The following is a 20,006-nucleotide window of genomic DNA, read 5'->3' on the forward strand; positions in this document are numbered from 1 at the left end:
AAAAAGTGTAACGCCGCCTATCCTTTCGCCGGTTACTGGCCAGACCGGGGGACGGCTGGCGGCACTGGTTAGGGGGACGCACTGGAATGACCGACTGGTCCGAGGGATATGTATCCGATATTGATTACACCCACGGTTACTATCGTGAGCTGAATCCGGCGCATCTGCGATTCGCCCTGCTGGCGAAGGGGCTGCGGTCCCCGGATCCGGATGCCGGGGGGTTCGCGTACTGTGAACTCGGTTTCGGGCAGGGGGTCTCCCTGACGATCCACGCCGCGGCCAACCCGGGCGGAACTTTCCTCGGGACTGATTTCAACCCGGCGCATGCCGTCGGGGCGCGGGAGCTGGCGGACCGCTCCGGGGTGACCAACCTGACCCTGCATGACGACAGCTTTGCCGAGCTGCTGGCCCGTAGCGAAGGCGGTGGGATGCCGCAGTTTGACATGATCGTCCTGCACGGCATTCTGTCGTGGATCAGCCCGGAGAACCGGGGAACGATTGTTGAGTTCATCCGCCGGACCCTGAAGCCGGGCGGTGTGGTCTATGTCAGCTACAATGCCCTGCCGGGCTGGGCGGCGATGATGCCGCTGCGGGAGCTGATGACCCTGCACGCCGGGGCGGATGCCGGAGAAATCACCGCCCGGATCGGCCGCTCGCTCGATTTTGCCAAAAAGGTACAGGAAGGCGGATCAGGATATTTCGGGACCAATCCGCAGGTTGGGCCACGGCTGGAACGGCTGCAGGGCATGTCGCGGAATTATCTGGCCCACGAGTATTTCAACCGCGACTGGGTCCCGATGTATCACGCCGATGTGGCGCGGGAATTCTCGCAGGCCAAGCTGGCGTTTGCCGCCACCGCCACCCTGTCTGAGCAGGTTGATGTGGTGAATTTTAATGCCAAGGGGCTGGAACTGCTGCGGCAGACCACGGATCCGGCGTTGAAGGAAACCCTGAAGGATTATCTGGTCAACCAGCAGTTCCGGCGGGATCTTTATGTGCGTGGGGCAATCCGGCTGCCAGGGGTTGAGCAGATCCGGCAGGTGCGGGCCACCCGCTTTGCGCTGGTGGTGCCCCGGGATACGGTTCCGACCAGCATTACCTTCCCGGTCGGGAAGGTGGATATGAAGCAGGAGATTTACGCGCCGATTCTCGACCAGCTGGCGCAGGGGCCTGCCACCTTCGGGGATCTGGTCGACCGGGCCGGCATCACCTCCATGCCGTTTTCGGCGCTGTTGCAGGCGATGGTGATCCTGTGTTCACAGAACTGGGTTGCCCCCTGCCGGTCTGCGGCGGGGGATGCCGGGCGGGCCATGGTGACGGCGCGCTTTAACCGCTTTGCGCTGGACCGGGCGATGCATTCGGCGGCGATCAGCGTTCTGGCTTCGCCGGTCTGTGGCGGTGGTGTGGCGGTGGACCGGGTGCACCAGCTGTTTCTGGCCGCCGAGCGGGAGGGCCGGGATCCGACCCTGACCGCTATGGCCGGTCTGCGGGAGCTGAACCAGCGGCTGATCACCGATGGCAAGACCCTGACCTCGGAAGAGGAAACCGTGGTGGAGTTGGGCAACCGGCTGACCCATTTCCAGGGCAAGATCCGGCCGCTGCTGCAACAGCTGGGCGTGGTCTGAGGGACTAAACTAAGGGCGGTGGTCAGAACCGGGTGGGGTTCCAGGCCTCGGCACTGACGGTCTTGGCGCCGTGGGTGGTGTAATAACCGGTCAGGGATCCATTGGGCTGGATGGTGTAGACCACCAGCCCCGGGGCCTTGACGGCGGCATTGGGGGCATTCTGCGGGGCGGTGTACACCACGGCGAAGGTGTCGCCGCTGCGGATGCCGGTGCCGACATACTGTTCCCGCCCGCCGGAGAGGGACCATTCCACCCGATAGGTCTGGCCGGTCTGGATCACCGTGGTTTTCCCGGCATAGGAAACGGAGCCGTTGGCGGCGATCCCCTGAACGGTATAGGTGCCTGACAGCGGCGTTTCGGCCTGTGCCTGCGGTAGGGCAAGGCAGAGGACCGGAAGAAACACCGACAGGGACGGAAGAAAACGGCGCATGGGAACTCCGGGTTAAAGGAGGGGAAGCCTGAAGAGGGCGGACCCGGCAGACATCACCACGGCGGAGACGTGTCCGGCGGTGACGGGGCCGCTGACGGTGACGGGGCGAGCGGCAGGGTAAACAGGAACGTCGCGCCCTGTCCGGGGGTGGAGATCACCTGAAGGGTTCCGTGCAGGCGTTCGACGATCTTTTTGCAGACCGCGAGACCGATACCGGTTCCGGTGCTGCCGTCTGCGTTCTCAAGGCGCTGAAACAGCTGAAAAATCCGGGCGTGATGTTCCGGGGCGATGCCGATGCCGTCATCGCGGACATAGAAATGGCCGGTCTCCGGAGAAAAACCGGCGCGGACATCCGGGGCGGAACCCGGACGGTGATATTTCAGGGCATTGCTGAACAGATTCAGGAACAGCCGTTCAATCGGGGCCGGGGCGGCCATGATGCCGGGCAGGGGCGTTTCCAGATGGATCCGGCCGCCGGTTTCTGCCGTCAGCAGGGCAAGATCATCAATCACCGCCTGCACCAGGGTCCCGGTGTCCAGCGGCTGATCGGGGCAGTCGTCCTGTCCGGCCCGTGAAAAGGCCAGAAGATCTTCGATCAGGGCATTCATCCGCCGCGCGGCGGTCCGGATATAGCCCAGAAACTCCTGTCCTTCTTCATCCAATGCGGCGGCGTGGCGCTGCTCCAGCAGGGTGGAATAGCTGATCAGGGTCCGCAAAGGTTCCCTCAGGTCGTGGGAGGCAACATAGGCAAACTGCGCGAGGTCGTCATTCGACCGTTCAATTTCTTTGATATAGCTCTGATTCTGGTCTTCGGCCCGCACCTGCTCGGTGACGTCGCTGGAAAAGACCGCCACCATTTCGACCGTGCCGTCGGGGCCGGAAACCGGATAGATGTTGTTGTCCAGAACCAGAGGCGGGCGGATATCGCGGGTGTGCAGGGCCTGTCCGCTGCGGATGACCTGATCCACCACCTGCCGCCGCTGGGCGGCAACATCGGCCGGAAACATGCTGAACAGGTTGCGGCCCCGGATCGCCTCCGGTGTCGAGCCAAAGCGGGCGGCAAAAATACGGTTGGCCGCCAGAAGGAGACCAGTCCGGTCGATCAGCATGATGGCATCGCGGGAGGCATCGAGCAGGGCGCTGATCAGATTGGCCTGACGGCGGGTCTGTAGCTCGGTTTCCCGGCGGGTGGTGATTTCCCGCACCACCCCTTCAATTCCGGTTTCCGTACCGTCGGCATCGTACAGCAGGTGGCAGCTGGTGGAGATCCAGATCGTGCGGCCGTTGGCATGGCGGATCTGGATCGGATGATCGCGGATCACTCCGTTATTCCGCCGCAGGGTATCCAGAAACGCCCCGCGCAGGTCCGGATTGACGTAGAGGGCGGCGATCGGCTGGCCGATCAGGGCCTCGCGCGGGTACCCGACCACGCCAAGAACCGAGGCGCTGACATCCGTCAGGATGCCATCCGGCAGACCCCGGAAGTAGACATCGCCGGAGATCGAGAGGATCCGCTCCGCCTCAGGGGGCAGGGCGCTGTCGGGGGCGGGACCGGTGTCTGGCGGGGGAGGAGGCATGGCGGGCTCCGCGCCGGGGGCATGATGCTGTCAGTGTAACAGCCTCCGGTGGCGGACGCCACGCGCGCCAGCCTTAAAATAATTCGACCGACCGGTGGGGACCGGTCGGTCAGAATCCCCGGCCCGGGGGGTCTCCCTCTCTGCTGACGGAGAGGAAGGGCCATGTTTCCGTGGCTTATTTCTTCAGCTTCAGTTCTTTGATGCCCTGCACCAGATCGGCGGAATTGACCTGACCGTCGCCGTTGATGTCGGCTTTTGCCGAGGGGGTCTTCAGTTTCAGTTCTGCCTTCACAAGGTCAAGATCCGCCTGTGTGAACGTCCCGTCGCCGTTGACATCACACTTCGGCAGGGAGGCCGGACAGACCTGCGTCCCTGCGGCGGTGGCAGGAGCAGCCTTGGCTGCGGCCGGGGCTGCCACCGGCTCCGAGCCATCGCCGTAGTAAAGGGTCCGGTCTTCCCGCTTGGGGAACGGGAAACCGCCCTTGAAGCTGATCCGGACCTCAGCCTTGCCTTCTTTCAGCGGGAAATCCTGCCCGCCAGTGACAATCTGAAGGCGGAGCGGCGTGCCGTTATAGGGGGCCTGCTTATTCATCTCGACGTAGAAGGTTCCCTGATCGTCGAGGACAGAACCGGTGGCGGAGACTGCCCCGTTTTCCTTGTCCTCAACAACCTTGACCGTATCTCCGGCCTTGGGGGGCGGGGCATCGCCCGTGGCCCGGATGGTCCCGACAATCTGGAGATTGGATGGCATTTCCGGAGCCTGCGCCCAGACCGGCGAAGACATCAGAAAGGGCAGAGCGACAACCAGAAGGCGGGATACCAAACGTTTCATGGGACCATCTCTCAGGAAAAGGTGGGGCGGACTCGCCCGTCGCCGGTATACAGGTGCCGGGACATTATGGCTTTTTCAGGAGCTCTGTGATGGTGACCGTGCTGGTTCTGGCACTGCCATCAGCCTGTATGACAGGAATTTCGAGAGACAGGCCGGGTTTCAGGTCCGCCACCGGGACTTCCAGAAAGCTGATGGCTCCCTCATTGGGGGTGGTCATCACCCGCAGAACGGTGCGGTCGGCATCAAACCAGAACCAGGTACGGGCCTTGCCGGTCTCCGGGGTGACGCTTGACGGCAGGGACAGCGGGAACAGGCTCAGGGCCTCCAGCGTCTGTCCGTCCAGATCAAAGCGGACCACCAGAACCGAGGTCATGTCAAAATTGGGCTGGAGCTGGCGCTCATACCCCTTGGCGGCGTCCCGGTCGATGACCAGCGAGGAACGGTCAGCAGGTGCACACGCGGAAAGAAGGGCTGCCCCCAGCAGGACCGGCATGAAAAAGCGCGCTTTCAGCATGGTTTAACTCACTGTGCAGTCAAGGAGAGGGTAACGGTGAAGCGGTCCAGTTTCGGATTGTCGTTGATTTCGACCGCCTGTTCAGGAATCCCGAGGGGCTGAAGCCAGGTCAGGGCATCGTTGCCAAGTCCGCTGATCACCAGCTTCTGGCCCTTCCACAGGATCTTATCAACGGCGGTGCCCTCGGGGACGGCGGCCAGAAGGCGGCCAAGGTCAGGGGCGAGGGTGCCGCCGGGCTGTTTTGCAAAGACCGTCAGTTCATTCACGCTGCGGACCATCATCGCCGTAGCCTGGCGGCGCTGGGTCACCTGCGCCGCCTTATCCTGCAAGCTCAGGATCTCGGCACGCAGGGCCCTTGTCTGCGACGACTGCCCCATCACGAACAGGCCGGCGATGATGCCGAGGACGGCAATTAGGGCGGTGGCGTTGGCGGCGGCGAACAGCGGGGCCGGGCCGATCAGAAACCGGGTCTTGGGGACAAAATCGAACAGGGCTCCGTGCCGTAACCGCTGCCGCAGGGCATCGCCGATGGCATCGGCAGACGCCGGGGCGATGATGGCGGTGGAGGCGACGGCGGTCAGGGCCTGATACTGTTTTTCATCAAGAGCGCAGACCTCCAGACTGTCCGGGCCCTGATACAGGGCCAGATGCCAGTCTGTCAGATCAAACGGAAACAGGTCGGCGGCAATGGCGTCCAGTTCTGCCGCTGTGCGCGGCATCAGCCGCATCCGCCGCCGCAGACAATAGGCCGGATCAATCGCTACCAGCGTGCCCGGACCGGGCCAGCGGCTTTTGCCCCACGGGGTGACGTGAAAATCGCCATCCCAGCGGACACGGAGCATAAACTCGTGTTCCTCGCCGGAGGACAACGCCAGGATCCGGCGGGGAAGCAGAGCCACACTCATTTCTTCTTCTCCCGCTGTTCAGAGGTCTGGATCCCGGAGAAGGCCTCGCTGACCAGACGGGCGGCATATTGATCAACAACGATATAGGGCGTGACGAGAACGAGAAGCTCGCTGCCTTCATCGGAATTGGACTGATTGGAGAAGGCATTGCCAAGGATCGGGATATCGGCGAAGCCCGGGATCTTGTTGGTCCCGGCCGAGTTCCGCCGCTTGATCAGGCCGCCGATGAACACGGTCTCGCCATGGGCGACAACGAATTCCGAGTTGACCTCACGCTTGTCGAAGGTCGGCTGTTTGGTCGCGGAATCGACGGCGCCCTGATTGGAGTCTTCGATCTTCACCTTGAGGGTGATCGAACCGTCGGAGCCGACCAGCGGGGTCACTTCCAGCGTCACCCCGACTTCCTTTTCCTCATACTGGTTGGAAATCTGGGTGGTGCCGCTGGTGCTGACGTTGGTCGGCAGTTCCGACTTCAGGACGCGGACCTGCTTGGTGCTTTTGATCGTCGCCGTCTTCTGGTCCTTGACCAGAACGCGCGGGCGCGACAGCACCTGCACCGAGGTCTCGGCGGCCAGAAGATCGAGCGTGGCGAAGGTATTGTCCTTCAGGCTGACCACCCCGAGAGTGCTGCCCGATGCGGCCAGACCGTCGGTGATTGTGATGCCGGAGCTGCGCAGGCTGGTGCTCATATCGCCGCGCACCTTGCCGCCACGGCCGCTGAGGAACCATTCAACGCCGTAAGCCATCGACTGGGTCAGCTGCACTTCGATGATGCTGCTTTCGATCAGCACCGACGGGGCGACATTGTCGAGGCGGTCAATCACCTTGCGGATCTGATAGTATTCGTCGGCCGAGGACGTCACCAGCAGGCTGTTGGTGCGGTCATCGGAGACCACCGTCACCTTGTCGCGGTCCTGGAACATCGCGGTCAGGACCTGCTCGATCACCGCCCGCAGTTCGCTGGCTTTCTGCGACCGCAGCGGGGCGACAAACACCTGCTTGGTGTCCTTGCCCGGCTGGTCAACCTGCGACAGATACTTCAGGACAGCCTGACGCATCTCCTCGCCCTTGGTGATGACCACCACCCGCTGGGCATTGGTCACCACTTCGGCCTCAACCAGCTTTTTGCCTTCCCCGGCCATGGGCATGCCAAGGGCCTTCGGGAAGTTCTGAAGCAGGGAGACGATCGCCTGGGCTGACAGATACTGCGGGCCATAGACCATCACATTGCGGTCCTGAAGGGCAGGCACGTCAATGTTGGCCAGAAACTTGTCAAGGTTGCGCATTTCCGGCCCGCTGCCGATGGCCACCACCATATTGGCATTATCGACGACCTGAAGGCGGTCCGGCTTGGCGAGGAACTGGCGTCCGATGGTCACCACGTCCTTGGCATCCAGATACCGCAGGCGCCAGGTGCCGCTGGTCTGGCCGAGAGAACTGTCTTCCGCCGCCTTCGCCGAATTGGCGGAGATGGCATAGACATCGCCCTGACGGATGATGTTCACCCCGTGCAGATCAAGGAACGATTCGACCATGCGGACGATGGTGTCCTTGTCATAGGATCCGGAGACAATCCAGCTGACGGTCTGATCCTTGAAATCGGGCAGGAAGGTATAGGGCTGGTGGATGTACTGATCAAACAGCAGCTCGATGACAGACTTCAGGCTGGCATCGACAAAAGACAGCTCAACCGGTTCCTCGTTGACCGACACCGCCGGCAGGCCGTGGTTGGTCTTGCTGCGGATCACCGGAGTGGCATCGCCGATCACCCCGCCGTTCGGGCGCTTGGGCATCGTCATCACGGCTTTGTCATCGTTGGCATTATTCTGTGCCATCGGGTTGGCCAGAAGCCGGGTGTCCACAGGTGCCTGATCCCGCTGCACCAGCTCTTCCTTACTGGGCGGGGCCTTGGGTTCAAACAGCTGCTCCAGGGTCTGGCAGCCGGACAGGCTGAGGCATGACAGCAAAGCCAGAGAAACAAGTTTCACATGTCTGCGCATTTCAATGTTTCCCCAGCAAACGGTCAAGGCGCTCTTTACGGGACGAGTCGAGGAGCTTGGTTTGAGTGACGCCGTCAATTTCAATAACATACCGATCGCTGCTGACGGAAACGAGGTGTCCCCCGGCCAGAGGAGCCCCGAGGGGGACAAACTTTTTATCGACCATCACGCCCTGGGGCCCCCCGGGTAAGCTGATGATGCCTGTGACCCTGCCGGGTCCGGCCGGCCCCTGTGCGGTGGCCTTCGGTCCGGGGTCCGGCAAAATCCAGGGCTCCCCGTCGGCCGAGAACGGATTGCCGTCCGGCCAGACCGGGGTGTGGTCCGGCAGGTCCTGCTGGGAGACTGACGGCAGGGTGACCGTCTTTGCGTCCTGCCTGTCCGGCAGGGCCGAAAAGACCGAGGCGGCCCCGGAGGCCACGGCAATCAGAACGGTTACCAGAGGAAGCAGGCGGTTGGCCTGAATCAGGGAGAGCGTCATTCTGCCGCCTCAATCACCATCGCCACCAGCTGCCCGCTGACGGAAACGGTTTTGGATTTGGGGTCTGCCGTTACGGTCAGCTCATCCCACAGGCTGCCGCGTTCCGGCAGGCCGAGGGCCGAAATGATGCCCAGGGCGGTCCGGTCGCCGCCGACAAACGACAGGGTCATGCGCAGCTGATGAATGCCATCGCCTCTGGCGGCACCTTCCCCCACCACCAATGACAGGTCCCGCACCGGGCCATGCTGGGTGATGGCGTCGCGGACCATGCGTTCAAGAAAGGCGCGGGGATCCTGCCCTTTCGGCATCAGGGTCTGGGCGGAGGCCATGGTGATGGCGTAAGGCTCCACCGCCTGCATATAGGCGGAACTGACACTCTCCTGCGTCGCGATAATCTGACGCATGGACTGGGCCTTGGCCTCAAGGGAGGCATTGCTCTGAAAATCCGGGAGACCCGCAGGAACATCCCCATACTGGCGGAACAGAAGGGCTCCGAGCAAAAGAGCTGCAATCCCGCCCAGTTGCACCACCCTCGAGCGGTAAAATTCGGTCATTGCCACGCCTCGTGCAGCGGGCCGGGTCCGAGAACGGTACCGCAAGCCACCAGATAGGAAAATAGAAAACCCTGTTGTCAGGCACGGGGATAATGTGCATGAAACAGGAACCATGTCTAGGCCTTAGCATCCTGCGAACAAAAGGGGCGGCATTATCGCAGGGTGTGGACGGGAACTCAAGGCACGCCCGCTAGTACATAGGTTTTAAAACATAACGCGCAGACACCGGAGTGCTTTACCGGAAAAAAGCCATTCCGTTAACGATTTAGGGTCCGCTGTCGCCGCAGGCCCGGCGCAACCTGACCGCCGGGCCGGGGGGAGATCTCTCCTGCGGGCCTGCGCCGTGTGGGCGCGGGCCGGAAAGGCCTGCGGATTTTGATCTGGACAAGACTGAGACACATTGTCTTTCATTATGTGAAGTCCTTCAAGAACAAAGGAATGTGGGATGCATATCCTCATCGTTGACGATCATCCTTTGGTAACGGATGGCATCGCGGCCTGTCTGCGGGGCCGGGGACTACAGGTCACTGTTGCGCATACCCTGGCGGAATGCCGGAGCCTTCTGGACGCCGGGACCTACGACCTGCTGTCGCTGGACCTTGATCTCGGGGGCAGTTTCGGGACCGATCTTCTGACGGAAAACCGCGCCCTGCCGCCCTGCCGCCCTGCGTCATCCTTTCCGGCGCCATTGACCGTGATGAGATCGCCATGGCCCTTGATTATGGCGCCAAGGCGTTTATCCCGAAGAACATCCCGTTTGATGACGTGGTCCGCGCCATTGAGCAGGCCGCGACCCTGCCGCCAGCCGAAGACCCGTTCCTGTGGGACGACAATACCGGCGGCTTTGTGGCGATGAGTCTGCTGTTCCCGCGCGGCACCCTGCTGTCGCCGCAGGAGCGCAAGGTTTTCCAGCTGATGAAGGAAGGGTTGCAGGATAAGCAGATTGCCGCCGACCTTGACCGCAGCATTCATACCGTGCGGGTACAGATCCGCTCCATCCTGCGCAAGCGTGGCAGCAAGCGGCGGGGAGAGTCCCTGTGACCGTCACCGGGTACTACGCTCTGGCGCTGCTCAGTGCCGCGCTGGGGTTGGTGGTCCTGCTGCATATGGCGCGGTCGCGGGTCACGCTGGCCCCGCTGTTTGCGCTGGGGGCGGTTGAGACGATCCTGATCTGGCAGTTTCTGAAGATCGGGTGGTGGAGCGAGCTTGGCGCGTCGAAGTTCAATGCCCCGCTGGTGGCTCTGGTGCCGCCGCTGGTGGTGGCGGCCGGGCTGATTTATGCCCTTGATGGCACCAAGGCGGCCCGGGCCTATATCCTCACGCTGATTGCCGCCGCCGCCGCCAGCATCGCCCACAGCGAGTTCGTGCGGGAACTGGGGCACTATATTCCGTTGCCCAGCTATTTTCTGTTTTCGTTGCAGCAGCAGGTCAGTCTGGCCTTTGCGATTGTTCTGGCATCGGTGGTGGTGGCGGTCTTTTACGAGGCCCTGCGGCGCTACCTGATGGTGCCGCTGGCGATTGGCTTTGGCATCGGCTGCGGGATCGCAACCTTTCTGGTGTCCTATTCCCTGCTCAGTTACGGGCTGGAGATGGGCGGGCGCAACATCCATCTGGAAGCACCACATTATGCGCTGGTGGCGGTTCCGGCCATGTTGGTCGGGGTGGCCTATGCCGCCTTGGCGGCGTATCGCAACATGCTGTTGCCCGCCCGGCCGGTGGCCGAGGTGTTTTCGCTGTGGCATGCGATTGAGCAGGAAATTCATACGGTCCGGCAGGACTTTCTGGAGGCCCATGCCACCATCGCCAATCTTCAGGCCCTGAATGAGCGGCTGGAGATGGAACGCCAGCTGCGCGACTACCAGATGCAGCACAGCCCGCTGGTGATTGCCGAGCTGGATGCGGCGGGGACGGTGATGCGCCATAACCCCGCTGCGGCGCAGCTTCTGGCTGACGGCGGGGCGATGACCCATGCGCCGTTGGAGCGCTGGCTGCCGGGGATTGGGATGGTCCTGCGCAGTGGGTCGGGGGCGTCGCAGATTCTTGAAGTGGTGCTGAAAGGCTCGCCCCGCTTTATTCAGGTGACGGCGATGCCGATCCGGTTGCAGCAGAAACTGCGCGGCTTCAGCGTGATCGCCGAGGATGTGACCTCCCGCGAGCAGGCCAAGTTCCGCCAGCGGGTGGCGGAGCGGGTCAAGGGCATTCAGATGACCTCGAAGGTGATCTCCCACGACTTCTCCAACCTGATGCTGGCGATTGAGGGCAACCTGTCCCACATCCGCCATGCGCTGCCGCCGCCGCTGCGGGAGGAACTGGAAAGCAGCCTGCTGGCGATTCTACAGGCGGCAGCCCGTGGCCGCGAGATGTTGCACCAGCTGGGAACCCGCCAGCCGTTCCAGATGCCGGAGCTCCGCACCGAAGAAGCCTGGCCGCTGGTGGCGGAGGCGGTGCGCCTGCAGATGGCGGCAGCCACCGCCGGCGGGATCACCCTGCAACCCGATATCATCCCCGGTGGGGTGGCGGAAATTGACCCGACCCAGATTCTGCGGGTGCTGGTCAATCTGATCGGCAATGCCATCCGCGCGACCCCGCCGGGCGGCAGCATTACGGTCTCCCTGCGCACCGAGGAGCGCGGGCTGGTGGTCAAGGTCGCTGACAGCGGCCACGGCATGACGTCGGAGCAGCTGGCTTCTGCCTTCGAGCCCGGATTTTCCACCAAGGCCGCCGGCCAGGGCGGGCTGGGGCTGGCGATCAGCTATCTGATCGTCGATGCCCACGGCGGTCAGCTGACTCTGGAGTCGGAGCCGAACCGGGGCACCACCGCCACCGTCTGGCTGCCGCTGGCCGATGCGACGCGGACCACGCTGAAGGATCTGCCGGTTCTGGTCGCCATCACCGATGATGCCACCCGCGATGACGTGGTACAGGTGCTGCTGACGGTGACCGATGATCTGACGGAGGTCACCGACCCGCTGGAACTGCTGGCGATTCTGGAGGAAGACCCGCAGGCGTGGCGTCTGGTGGTGATCGGCAGTGACTTCACCCTGCCGGAGTCGGCGGAGACCGCGCTGGCGCAGGCCTGCCGGATTCGGGTCCTCACCCATGGGGCCGGGGGGAAAACCGGGGCGGAGGATGTGTTTGTCAGCAGCTACACCCCGGCCTGCACGGCGGAGGAAGTGGAGTGGGTGGCGTCCCTGATCCGCACCGGTGGCGGGGCCAGAGTCTGATTGGCCGGGTTTGGATGTGGGCGGTCAGCTTCCGGGGACCGCCAATGACTCGCTATGCTTTTGCCGGGCAGACATTTTTTCTTAAGAGTGTGCCTGACGGCTTGGCCTGTCTCACAAAAACGGGTACCGTGCGGCCACTGTCACATCGCGTAAGGTTGGGTGTGCGGTATAGCGCTTGATCCGGGGATCACGTTTTTTTACAAAAGAACGGGGTTACAGGTGTTCGGCGCAGTCCTTTGCGGATGGGGATATGACCAGACTTACACCGATGGTGTTTCTTGCTGCCTTGGCTGCCGCTGCGGTCCACACCGGACCGGCGCTGGCGCAGGAACTGCCATCCAGCCTGCAGGTGGTCGGGGTTGTCAGCCCGGACGTGGCGCAGGTTCTTTCTCTGGCGGGGGCCGTGGTTTCGGTGATTGACCGGGACAACGGCAGTACGGTCGGCACCGGGGCGGTCATCGACGCCAACGGCACCTTTTTTGTTGAAATGATGCAGTCCAATTCCTTCAACGGGCGGGTGATGCAGCTGTCCATGACGTGGCAGGGCAAAACCTATGGGCTGTATGAAGGGACGCGGCTGTCAGAATTCCCCTTCGCGGGCAGCTTCCCGTTTCCGTCCCGTGTGAACAAGACCGTTACGGTCCGTCTGCCCGGTCAGGCCGAGCCGCCTGTCCCCGGTGGCGGGCTGTCCCCGTGGGATGTCAACCGCGACGGTGTGTTCAACGAAAAGGACATCGAGCAGCTTTACAACGGTCTGGGCGGTCAGGCCGGTAGTGGTCCGGTGGTCATTCAGGTCTATGACGTCAACCGCGACGGTGTCTTCAACTCGCTGGATATCGTCGATGCCCGCCGGGCTTTGCAGGGCAAGTAAACGCCCGGCTCTGTCCCCGGGTATCTGACCAGAGAAAGCCGCGCGTGATGATTCCCCGCCGATCCGTTCTGTCGCGCCGATCCCCGCAACGCGGGTTTTCGCTGCTGGAGGTCATCATTGCCCTGACGGTCCTGACAGCGGTCGGGTCTATGGTGCTGGAACGGACTCAGGCGATCATGGATTATCACATCCGGGTGCAGGGGCACCTGAAAGACATCAACGCCTTGATGAACACCGTGGTTCTGTTTGATATCCGCAAAAAAGAAGAAGATGACGTGCGGCTGGTCAAAGACCATCTGGAGGTCTTTCAGGGGGCCGGGGCAAAGCCGCTGACCCGTATTGATAATTTCAGCACCACCCCCTACACCGTGCCGATCAGTCTCGGCTACAGCCCCTATCAGACCTATACCTGGACCAGTGACCGGGGCCGTACGGTCACCCTGCTGATGCCGGGCCTGCTGCCCAAGGCCCGCTGATGACCGGCAGGATCAGGAGGCACCGGGGATTTACCCTGATGGAAGTGGTGATCGCCATGGCGCTGTCGGCGCTGGTGGTGATGATGGCGGTCGGCCTGTATTCCACCGTGCAACGGGCCGGAACCAGCATTGTGTCGGCGCAGCGGGTGTGGATTGCCCAGCAGTTCCTGCGCGGGCAGCTGGCCAATCAGGACCTGACACTGAACAAAACCTTCAATCTGGTGCGGTTTGAGCGGGACCGGCTGACCTTTGTCACCCGCAAAAGCGCCCTGTATGGGCACGATGGCCCGCCGGTGGTGGCTTTCTACCGCATTGATCATGGAGAACTGCGCTACCGCGAGGTTCCGCTGCCGCCGTGGTGGAAGCTGGAAGACCGCGAAAGCCAGTTTGATCTTGAACGGCTGCGCGGCAGCCCGACGGCCTATGAAGGGGCGCTGTTCGCCATTCCGGCCAACGGCGGTTTCAACCGCTGGGACCGCGACAGCCGGGACTGGGTGGAACGCTGGACCGATGAAAGCGCGCTGCCGCCGTTGGTGCGGCTGACGGCGGATCTGCCCTTGGTGATGCCGACCTCCAGCCTGAATCCCCGGTCGCGGACTCAGGACGACAGAAAAGCAAAATAAACAGTTTGACCGACACGCCGGAGCTTTTGGCATGTCGGGATGAAAGGGACCGCGATGACGATGGATTCGACCGGTGTGTCCTTCGGGATGATGCCCCGTGGTCCGGCCCGCCTGACCCGAAGCCAGCGCGGTTTCCGGGGTCAGCGCGGTTTTGTGCTGATTTTCGTGCTGTGGATTCTCGCCGGGTGCAGCCTGCTGCTGGCCAGCTATGCGCAGTCGGCGGGCAAGACCACCGTCACCGAGTCGCTGGCGACGATTCCCCTGCGGCAGCGGGAACTGGAGAATGTCGCCGATTTTGTCGCCAGCCATATGGGCAAAACCACGGTGACCGCCGATTCCCGCTGGCAGGCGCAGAATTCGATTTCCGAGATCGAGTATTCCCAATCCAATGGTGTTTCCGCTGCGGTGGCACAGCTGGCGGAAACCCTCAATCAGGTCGGGTTCAAGATCGAGGTGCCGAACAGCAGTACCACCACCAACCGTCTGTCGAGTCTGCGTCAGTCCCTGTCGGAAATCCCGGAAGGCAAGTCCTCCAGTTTTACTCAGGAAGCCCTGTTTTCTATTGGCAACAATCAGACCCTGACCATCGGCGGGAAAGTATTTTCCGTGACGGTTCTGCCGGTTTCCGCGCGGCCGAACCTGAACACGTTGCCGCCGCTGGCTTTGAAGCGCTACCTCCAGTATCTGGGGCTGTCAGAAATCCGGGCAGAGGCGCTGATCATCGCGCTCCGGCACTGGCGCGGGGATGCCAGCGTTGCGGGGGCCGGGGTGCCGGAGGCGGTCTATAATGCGGCGGCTTCGCCCTACAAGGCCCGGCAGGCGGTGATTGCCGATTGGTCTGAGCTGTACTGGCTGGCCGGATCGTCTCCCGATCTGGTGGATTTCCTGCGGCAGAACTTCTCGCTGGCGGGAACGGACAGCCGGGTCAGCCTGAAGGAGAATACCGCAGACATCATCGGGGCGCTGGCTGACCTCCGCCCCAGCGAGGTTCAGCGGGCCATTGATCACCTGAACGGTGAAAAGTCGGAACAAATTCTGTCTGATGTCATTGGGGTGACGGCGGCGGCCAAATTTGATCAGGCTGTCATGACCTCGGCCCCTGAGACAATGCCGCTCACCATTCAGGTTTCTGAAAAGCCTGACGGCGGGGGGCTGGCGCAGACGGTGGTTTATGAACCCCGGTCCCGGGTCCTCAGTGACAGCTGGGCCGGAACCGCCTCTCCTGCCGTCCGGATGGCCCCGCCGGACGTGCCATGATCCGGTGCCCCGACAGCCCGACTCGATCTTCAAGGGGTTTCCCCGGTCGGGCAGGCCGGTAATTGTTGCTGACTGTTCACATTTATCGGCAAACCTCCCGCGATGGCCCGCAGGCGACTCGGCACCTGATCCCTTAGAGTCTGAAGACCATGGTGCGATCCAGTCCGGTCAGGGTCTCCCCGCCTCACGCCCGGGGAAATGGCTTTCAGGTGTGATCTGCGTCACAATTAATTTAAGTATCTGAAATAAATTGATTTTTTAAACCGTCATCGTGCAGTCACAATTCAATTCGGGGTGGTTGGCCCCTCCCTGTGGCACTCCTCTATACTCATCATTGGTTAATCGGCATCCGGGTGTGGCTGCGGTACAGTCCGCTGGCATTTGAAAGGGGTCTATCCGCCTGTCTTCTGCCTGGGGGGCACACCCGCAGGGGGCGCAGGAAGAAAAGGTCCCGATCAGCCCGGCGCGGAATTTTTCCGCGCCCCTCTTAAACCCACAGAGGACTTCTTTAATGAACTCGACTTTCAAGAAGGTTGCCCTGGCGTCCGCCCTGCTGGCGTCGACCGCCATGGTGACCCCGGCTTTCGCCGGTGACCTGCTCTCGACCGGCACCAAGGTTGCCGCCCCGTGGAACGTGGAAAGCACCGGCAAGCTGCTGGTCTCCCCGGGCCAGAAGGTCCGTCTGGGCTTCCAGACCACTGCTGCTGCTGAAGCCGGTTCCACCCTCTATCTGCATGCCGTCTACCTGAACGCCGCGACCGGCGCCAGCAACGTCATCGTCGGTCAGATGGCCGCTTCTGACGCCACGGCCGACAGCGTCGCTGACTTCAACCCGACCATCCAGAACGTGACCAACGCCACCCATGTGGTGTTCTTCATGGCTGCCAGCAATGGTGCCAACGTTGCGGGTGGCGCGAACGCCCTGAACGCCGGTGCCAACGTGATGGGTCTGAAGCCGACCGATCATAACGCCATCACCACGACGAACGTCTCCACCGTTCTGACCGGTAAGGACATCACCACTGCTCTGGCCACTGCGGACTACCAGACCATCGTCACCGCGATGCTGGCCGTTGACGCCAACTATGCCATTCCGCTGACCAGCACCTACAAGGGTCCGGCCATCGCCAGCATCGGTAAGACCGTTGCCAGCGGCGTGATGAGCGACGCCAAGATTCAGTTCAACACCGGCGTTGCCAAGTCCATCGCCGTTGGCACCCTGGCCCCGACCAACCTGGGCGCCACTGACTCGCTGGGCGCTGACATCCGCTTCCAGCTCGGCTCCGCCACCACCGGCAGCAACGTTGAAAACCCGGTTGTCTCCGCGACCACCACTTCGACCGGTGCCGTTGGCACCCGTAACGTTGTGACCGTCCGCAAGACCGGCCCGGCTGACTTCTCTGCCAACTATGACAACGCTGACCGCGTTGCCAACCTCGGCGCTGCCGCTCTGGTCGACCTCGCCGGCAACGTGATGCCGGACTTCACCGATACCGCCATCACCGCCTTCGCCGCTCCGGCGCTGGCCTCGACCGGTACCGCCAAGGTTGTCCTGAAGACCGCTGGTGACGTGACCAAGCTGTACGACAACACTGCCACCGGCGGTGTGCGTAGCGGCGACGGTAACAACGTCTTCACCATCCGTCTGGCGGAAAGCGTCACCAACCTGAACGTTGCTGAAGACGTCAAGCTGCCGACCGGCCTGACCTTCGGCTCCGTGACCAATGATTCCGCTTCGCCGGAACTGACCGTCACCGTTGCTGCCAACTACGCCCTGCGCATCGCCAACACCGGCGAACTGTACCTGCAGGGTGATGGCACCGGCGTTGTGGCGACCGCCTTCGATCCGGCCAACCCGACCGGCACCAAGGTTGAACTCGGCATTGCCAAGAAGGCTGCGACCCCGCAGGCTTCCGTCGTGAAGACCTCTCTGGGTGACCAGGAAGTCGGCACCTCCGCCGATCTGACCGGCGTGGCCTATGTCGGTGTGGCTGCCACCCCGACCGTGTCCACCAGCGACGCTGATGCCTCCGGCACCCTGGACGGCGTGAAGGTCACCTTCGGCGCTCCGGTGAACACCACCCTGCCGAGCACCACCGGTGCCATCCTGTTCAAGCGTCTCGGTTCTCCCTCCACCGCTGCTGACGTTGTTGCCACTGCCGCCACCATTCTGGCGAACAGCAGCAACAAGGTCGTGCAGGTGAAGGCCAACAGCGGCGACACTGCCATCACCGGCCTCGTGACCCCCACCTCTGAAGCCGCTGCCCGTACCAACACCGGTTCCACCAGCACCGCTGGCGCGTCTCAGGTTCCGTTCGACTTCGCCCTGACCGACTCGCAGATCGCTTACACCAACGTGTACGCTGCGTCCGGTGACCGTGCCGGTTCTCTGGCTCAGGTCCGCGATATCCACGCCAACACCACCACCTCGACCATCACTGACGGCGCTTCGCCGGTGGTGAAGACCGCTGTGTACAGCGAAACCGAAGGCTCGACCCCGGTTTCCGGCAAGCTGGTGATTACCGCTTCTGAAGCGCTGACCGCCGGGACCCTGAAGACCTCCGACTTCATCTTCGGTGGTTCTTCCCTGCAGCTGCTGAACCTGAACGATAACGTCACCGCGACTGTCGCGGGTGCCGTGTCCACCGCCACCGGCGGTGTCACCAACGCCACCCTGACCCTGACCAACGTGACGTCCTCGGTCGCCAACAAGGTGCTGACCCTGGGTGCTGCCCCGGGTTATACCGACGGTGCGACCCCGGCCAACGTGCTGGCCACTGACGGCTCCAAGACTGTCACCACCGGCACCAAGTCCTTCTCCGGTCCGAAGATCGCTCAGGCGATCGCCACCCGCTCCACCAACGCTGTTGATGGCAACATCGACCAGGTTCTGGTGAAGTTCGATAAGGCCGTCACCCTGGCCTCCAGCGGCGGCACCACCGGTGCCACCGTTGACGGCATGTTCAAGGTGAAGGCCACCATCACCGGCGCTGGCGCCATCGAAGTTGCGATCCCGAAGGCCAACATCGACCTGTCCTCTGCCGCCACCGGTTACGTGACCCTGAACATCCCGACTCCGGGCATCGTCGGCTCCACCAAGCTGACCGCCCTGACGGTGGAATATGACACCAACGGCACCAACGAAGATGGTTCGACCCACACTTCGGTGAACCGTCTGGTTTCGACCGACGCCACCCCGGCTGAAATCAACGAAACCGCTGCGTTCGGTACCGGTGATGACGGTGCTTCGGTCACCTACGCCAAGAACTCCACCAAGCTGTACACCATGGAAGTGACCGGCTCCCTGACCACCGACGGCTCTGCCGCCGCGGCCAAGGGCACCATCGTCCGTGCTGACCTGGTGGATATGGCCACTGCCCCGACCGTGAAGAGCGGCTCGCTGACCGTTCCGTGCTCCTGCGCGGCTGGCAGCACCACTCTCGCGGCTGATCCGGCCAACTTCACTGCCATTAACACCGAGCTGGAAAACGCTGCCAAGCTGGGCAAGACTTCCATCAACGCCTACGTTAAGGTTCTGGTGCAGGCTGCGACCGGCAGCGCTGTCAACGCTGAACTGAACGTTGGTACCGTTCCGGCCGGTGACGCCACCAATAAGGTCTACCCGGTGACCATCAACGTCGCGACCGGTGCTGTCACCGGTACCGCTGGTGCCACCGGTTCTCTGGTGATTGAAAAGAGCCCGGCCCTGAAGGTGCTGGATACTGTTTATCAGGTCACCAACACCGGTGCTTTCCGCTTCGCGGTCGGTTCCGACACTGCCCCGGCCAACGCGTTCGTGCTGGTCTCCTCCAAGCAGCCGGCTGATAAGTTCTTCACCGGTCTGACCTCTGCCGTTCCGTCGTTCGCCAACTACCTGCCGTTCGCCAGCAACGTGGTGGCCTCCGGTGTGATCGGTGGCAACCTCGGCACCGTCAACCTGGCGAAGATCGCTTCCTCCTCGGTGTCTGAAACCACCGGTTGGCAGCTGGTCGGCTTCCAGGGTGCCATTGCCCGTAACAGCAATGCCGTCCTGAAGGCGACCCCGGTCGATGCCACCCGTCTGCTGGTCTCCATCCGTCCGACCACCGGTCAGCCGGTCACGGCCTGGGGCTTTGACGCTGGTGCTGCGGGTGCTGCGGACGACGAAGCCTTCCTGCTCCAGAACAACGTGACCGCCTCTGCCCTGCAGATCGGTTCCGCTTCCATCGACGGTCTGAAGAACGTTGACGGTGGTCTGGCGCTGGCCCTGAAGAATCCGTCGGGCAGCTTCGTGCGTGACGACACTGCCGGTGTCTACAGCATCACCAGCACTGATACCGATACCACCATCTCTGCTACCGAGCCGTTCTCGGTGTTCTACCCGATCTCGGGTGACAGCACTGCGTTCAACGCCGGTGCTGGCAAGTGGTCCCTGCTGACCGTGGAACAGGCCGTGGCGTCTGCCTCCCTGTCCACCTGGGCTGACACCAACAAGGTCGCGGCGATCATCGTCGTCGGCTCTGGCAATGCCCAGAAGTCCTGGTTCAAGGGCTCGACCACCAACACTCTGACCGCTCTGGCCAAGGGTGATCGTGCCTTCGTTTACTTCTCTGCTGCGAACACTGCGTTCAAGTTCGGCCGTTAATCGACCGGATCTTCTG

16 protein-coding genes and 1 pseudogene are annotated in these 20,006 nt (G+C 62.6%); 9 read left to right on the forward strand and 8 right to left on the reverse strand.

The window, feature by feature from the left end; all coding sequences use genetic code 11:
* The first annotated feature begins 86 nt into the window (after positions 1 to 86).
* Complete coding sequence (locus FHS48_RS13320) at positions 87 to 1,625, forward strand: class I SAM-dependent methyltransferase (RefSeq protein ID WP_184264065.1); 1,539 nt, start codon at positions 87 to 89, stop codon at positions 1,623 to 1,625.
* Positions 1,626 to 1,647: 22 nt separating this feature from the next.
* Here FHS48_RS13320 and FHS48_RS13325 read toward each other — a convergent pair whose 3' ends face one another.
* The 8 genes from FHS48_RS13325 to FHS48_RS13360 form a co-directional block, all read right to left on the reverse strand.
* Complete coding sequence (locus tag FHS48_RS13325) at positions 1,648 to 2,055, reverse strand: hypothetical protein (protein ID WP_184264066.1); 408 nt, start codon at positions 2,053 to 2,055, stop codon at positions 1,648 to 1,650.
* A gap of 53 nt (positions 2,056 to 2,108) precedes the next feature.
* The gene (locus FHS48_RS13330; RefSeq protein WP_184264067.1) at positions 2,109 to 3,632 is read right to left on the reverse strand and encodes a sensor histidine kinase; all 1,524 of its coding nucleotides are present in this window, start codon (positions 3,630 to 3,632) and stop codon (positions 2,109 to 2,111) included.
* A 175-nt stretch (positions 3,633 to 3,807) separates the two neighbouring features.
* The gene (locus tag FHS48_RS13335) at positions 3,808 to 4,464 is read right to left on the reverse strand and encodes a dockerin type I repeat-containing protein (protein ID WP_184264068.1); all 657 of its coding nucleotides are present in this window, start codon (positions 4,462 to 4,464) and stop codon (positions 3,808 to 3,810) included.
* Positions 4,465 to 4,528: 64 nt separating this feature from the next.
* Positions 4,529 to 4,978 (reverse strand): hypothetical protein, encoded by a 450-nt coding sequence (locus FHS48_RS13340; protein ID WP_184264069.1) that lies wholly within the window; start codon positions 4,976 to 4,978, stop codon positions 4,529 to 4,531.
* Positions 4,979 to 4,986: 8 nt separating this feature from the next.
* A complete protein-coding gene (locus FHS48_RS13345) occupies positions 4,987 to 5,883 on the reverse strand; it encodes a hypothetical protein (RefSeq protein ID WP_184264070.1) in 897 nt (298 codons plus the stop codon).
* Positions 5,880 to 7,883 carry a type II secretion system protein GspD gene (locus FHS48_RS13350; protein WP_184264071.1) on the reverse strand — a complete coding sequence of 668 codons (2,004 nt, stop codon included), beginning with the start codon at positions 7,881 to 7,883 and terminating at the stop codon, positions 5,880 to 5,882. Before FHS48_RS13350 ends, FHS48_RS13345 begins: the two co-directional genes overlap by 4 nt.
* 1 nt (position 7,884) lies before the next feature.
* Entirely contained in the window at positions 7,885 to 8,361 is a 477-nt protein-coding gene (locus tag FHS48_RS13355; RefSeq protein WP_184264072.1) for a hypothetical protein, read from the reverse strand.
* Positions 8,358 to 8,861 carry a hypothetical protein gene (locus FHS48_RS13360; protein WP_184264073.1) on the reverse strand — a complete coding sequence of 168 codons (504 nt, stop codon included), beginning with the start codon at positions 8,859 to 8,861 and terminating at the stop codon, positions 8,358 to 8,360. Before FHS48_RS13360 ends, FHS48_RS13355 begins: the two co-directional genes overlap by 4 nt.
* Positions 8,862 to 9,360: 499 nt before the next feature.
* Here FHS48_RS13360 and FHS48_RS20615 point away from each other — a divergent pair.
* The 8 genes and pseudogenes from FHS48_RS20615 to FHS48_RS13400 all read left to right on the forward strand — a co-directional run.
* A pseudogene (locus FHS48_RS20615) lies at positions 9,361 to 9,549 on the forward strand (response regulator); the annotation flags it as partial.
* Between the two features lie 74 nt (positions 9,550 to 9,623).
* The gene (locus FHS48_RS20150) at positions 9,624 to 9,956 is read left to right on the forward strand and encodes a response regulator transcription factor (RefSeq protein WP_260402476.1); all 333 of its coding nucleotides are present in this window, start codon (positions 9,624 to 9,626) and stop codon (positions 9,954 to 9,956) included.
* Entirely contained in the window at positions 9,953 to 12,139 is a 2,187-nt protein-coding gene (locus FHS48_RS20475) for a sensor histidine kinase (protein WP_184264076.1), read from the forward strand. Before FHS48_RS20150 ends, FHS48_RS20475 begins: the two co-directional genes overlap by 4 nt.
* 250 nt (positions 12,140 to 12,389) lie before the next feature.
* Entirely contained in the window at positions 12,390 to 13,010 is a 621-nt protein-coding gene (locus FHS48_RS13380) for a dockerin type I domain-containing protein (RefSeq protein WP_184264077.1), read from the forward strand.
* Between the two features lie 47 nt (positions 13,011 to 13,057).
* Entirely contained in the window at positions 13,058 to 13,486 is a 429-nt protein-coding gene (locus FHS48_RS13385; protein WP_184264178.1) for a type IV pilus modification PilV family protein, read from the forward strand.
* Entirely contained in the window at positions 13,486 to 14,109 is a 624-nt protein-coding gene (locus FHS48_RS13390; RefSeq protein ID WP_184264078.1) for a PulJ/GspJ family protein, read from the forward strand. Before FHS48_RS13385 ends, FHS48_RS13390 begins: the two co-directional genes overlap by 1 nt.
* Before the next feature lie 60 nt (positions 14,110 to 14,169).
* Positions 14,170 to 15,366, forward strand: a complete 1,197-nt coding sequence (locus tag FHS48_RS13395; RefSeq protein ID WP_184264079.1) for a type II secretion system protein GspK — start codon at positions 14,170 to 14,172, stop codon at positions 15,364 to 15,366.
* A 511-nt stretch (positions 15,367 to 15,877) separates the two neighbouring features.
* Entirely contained in the window at positions 15,878 to 19,990 is a 4,113-nt protein-coding gene (locus FHS48_RS13400) for a beta strand repeat-containing protein (RefSeq protein ID WP_184264080.1), read from the forward strand.
* The last annotated feature ends 16 nt before the right edge of the window (positions 19,991 to 20,006 follow it).

Origin of the sequence: Novispirillum itersonii, assembly GCF_014205675.1 — a bacterium.
GTDB classification, from domain to species: Bacteria; Pseudomonadota; Alphaproteobacteria; order Rhodospirillales; family Rhodospirillaceae; genus Novispirillum; species Novispirillum itersonii_A.

Coding starts and splice junctions, on each gene's coding strand:
- FHS48_RS13325 (WP_184264066.1), bottom strand. CDS start 2,055: ATGCGCCGTTTTCTTCCGTCCCTGTCGGTGTTTCTTCCGGTCCTCTGC.
- FHS48_RS20150 (WP_260402476.1), top strand. CDS start 9,624: ATGGCCCTTGATTATGGCGCCAAGGCGTTTATCCCGAAGAACATCCCG.
- FHS48_RS13400 (WP_184264080.1), top strand. CDS start 15,878: ATGAACTCGACTTTCAAGAAGGTTGCCCTGGCGTCCGCCCTGCTGGCG.
- FHS48_RS13320 (WP_184264065.1), top strand. CDS start 87: ATGACCGACTGGTCCGAGGGATATGTATCCGATATTGATTACACCCAC.
- FHS48_RS13385 (WP_184264178.1), top strand. CDS start 13,058: ATGATTCCCCGCCGATCCGTTCTGTCGCGCCGATCCCCGCAACGCGGG.
- FHS48_RS13355 (WP_184264072.1), bottom strand. CDS start 8,361: ATGACGCTCTCCCTGATTCAGGCCAACCGCCTGCTTCCTCTGGTAACC.
- FHS48_RS13380 (WP_184264077.1), top strand. CDS start 12,390: ATGACCAGACTTACACCGATGGTGTTTCTTGCTGCCTTGGCTGCCGCT.
- FHS48_RS13345 (WP_184264070.1), bottom strand. CDS start 5,883: ATGAGTGTGGCTCTGCTTCCCCGCCGGATCCTGGCGTTGTCCTCCGGC.
- FHS48_RS13340 (WP_184264069.1), bottom strand. CDS start 4,978: ATGCTGAAAGCGCGCTTTTTCATGCCGGTCCTGCTGGGGGCAGCCCTT.
- FHS48_RS13335 (WP_184264068.1), bottom strand. CDS start 4,464: ATGAAACGTTTGGTATCCCGCCTTCTGGTTGTCGCTCTGCCCTTTCTG.
- FHS48_RS13350 (WP_184264071.1), bottom strand. CDS start 7,883: ATGCGCAGACATGTGAAACTTGTTTCTCTGGCTTTGCTGTCATGCCTC.
- FHS48_RS13330 (WP_184264067.1), bottom strand. CDS start 3,632: ATGCCTCCTCCCCCGCCAGACACCGGTCCCGCCCCCGACAGCGCCCTG.
- FHS48_RS13395 (WP_184264079.1), top strand. CDS start 14,170: ATGGATTCGACCGGTGTGTCCTTCGGGATGATGCCCCGTGGTCCGGCC.
- FHS48_RS13390 (WP_184264078.1), top strand. CDS start 13,486: ATGACCGGCAGGATCAGGAGGCACCGGGGATTTACCCTGATGGAAGTG.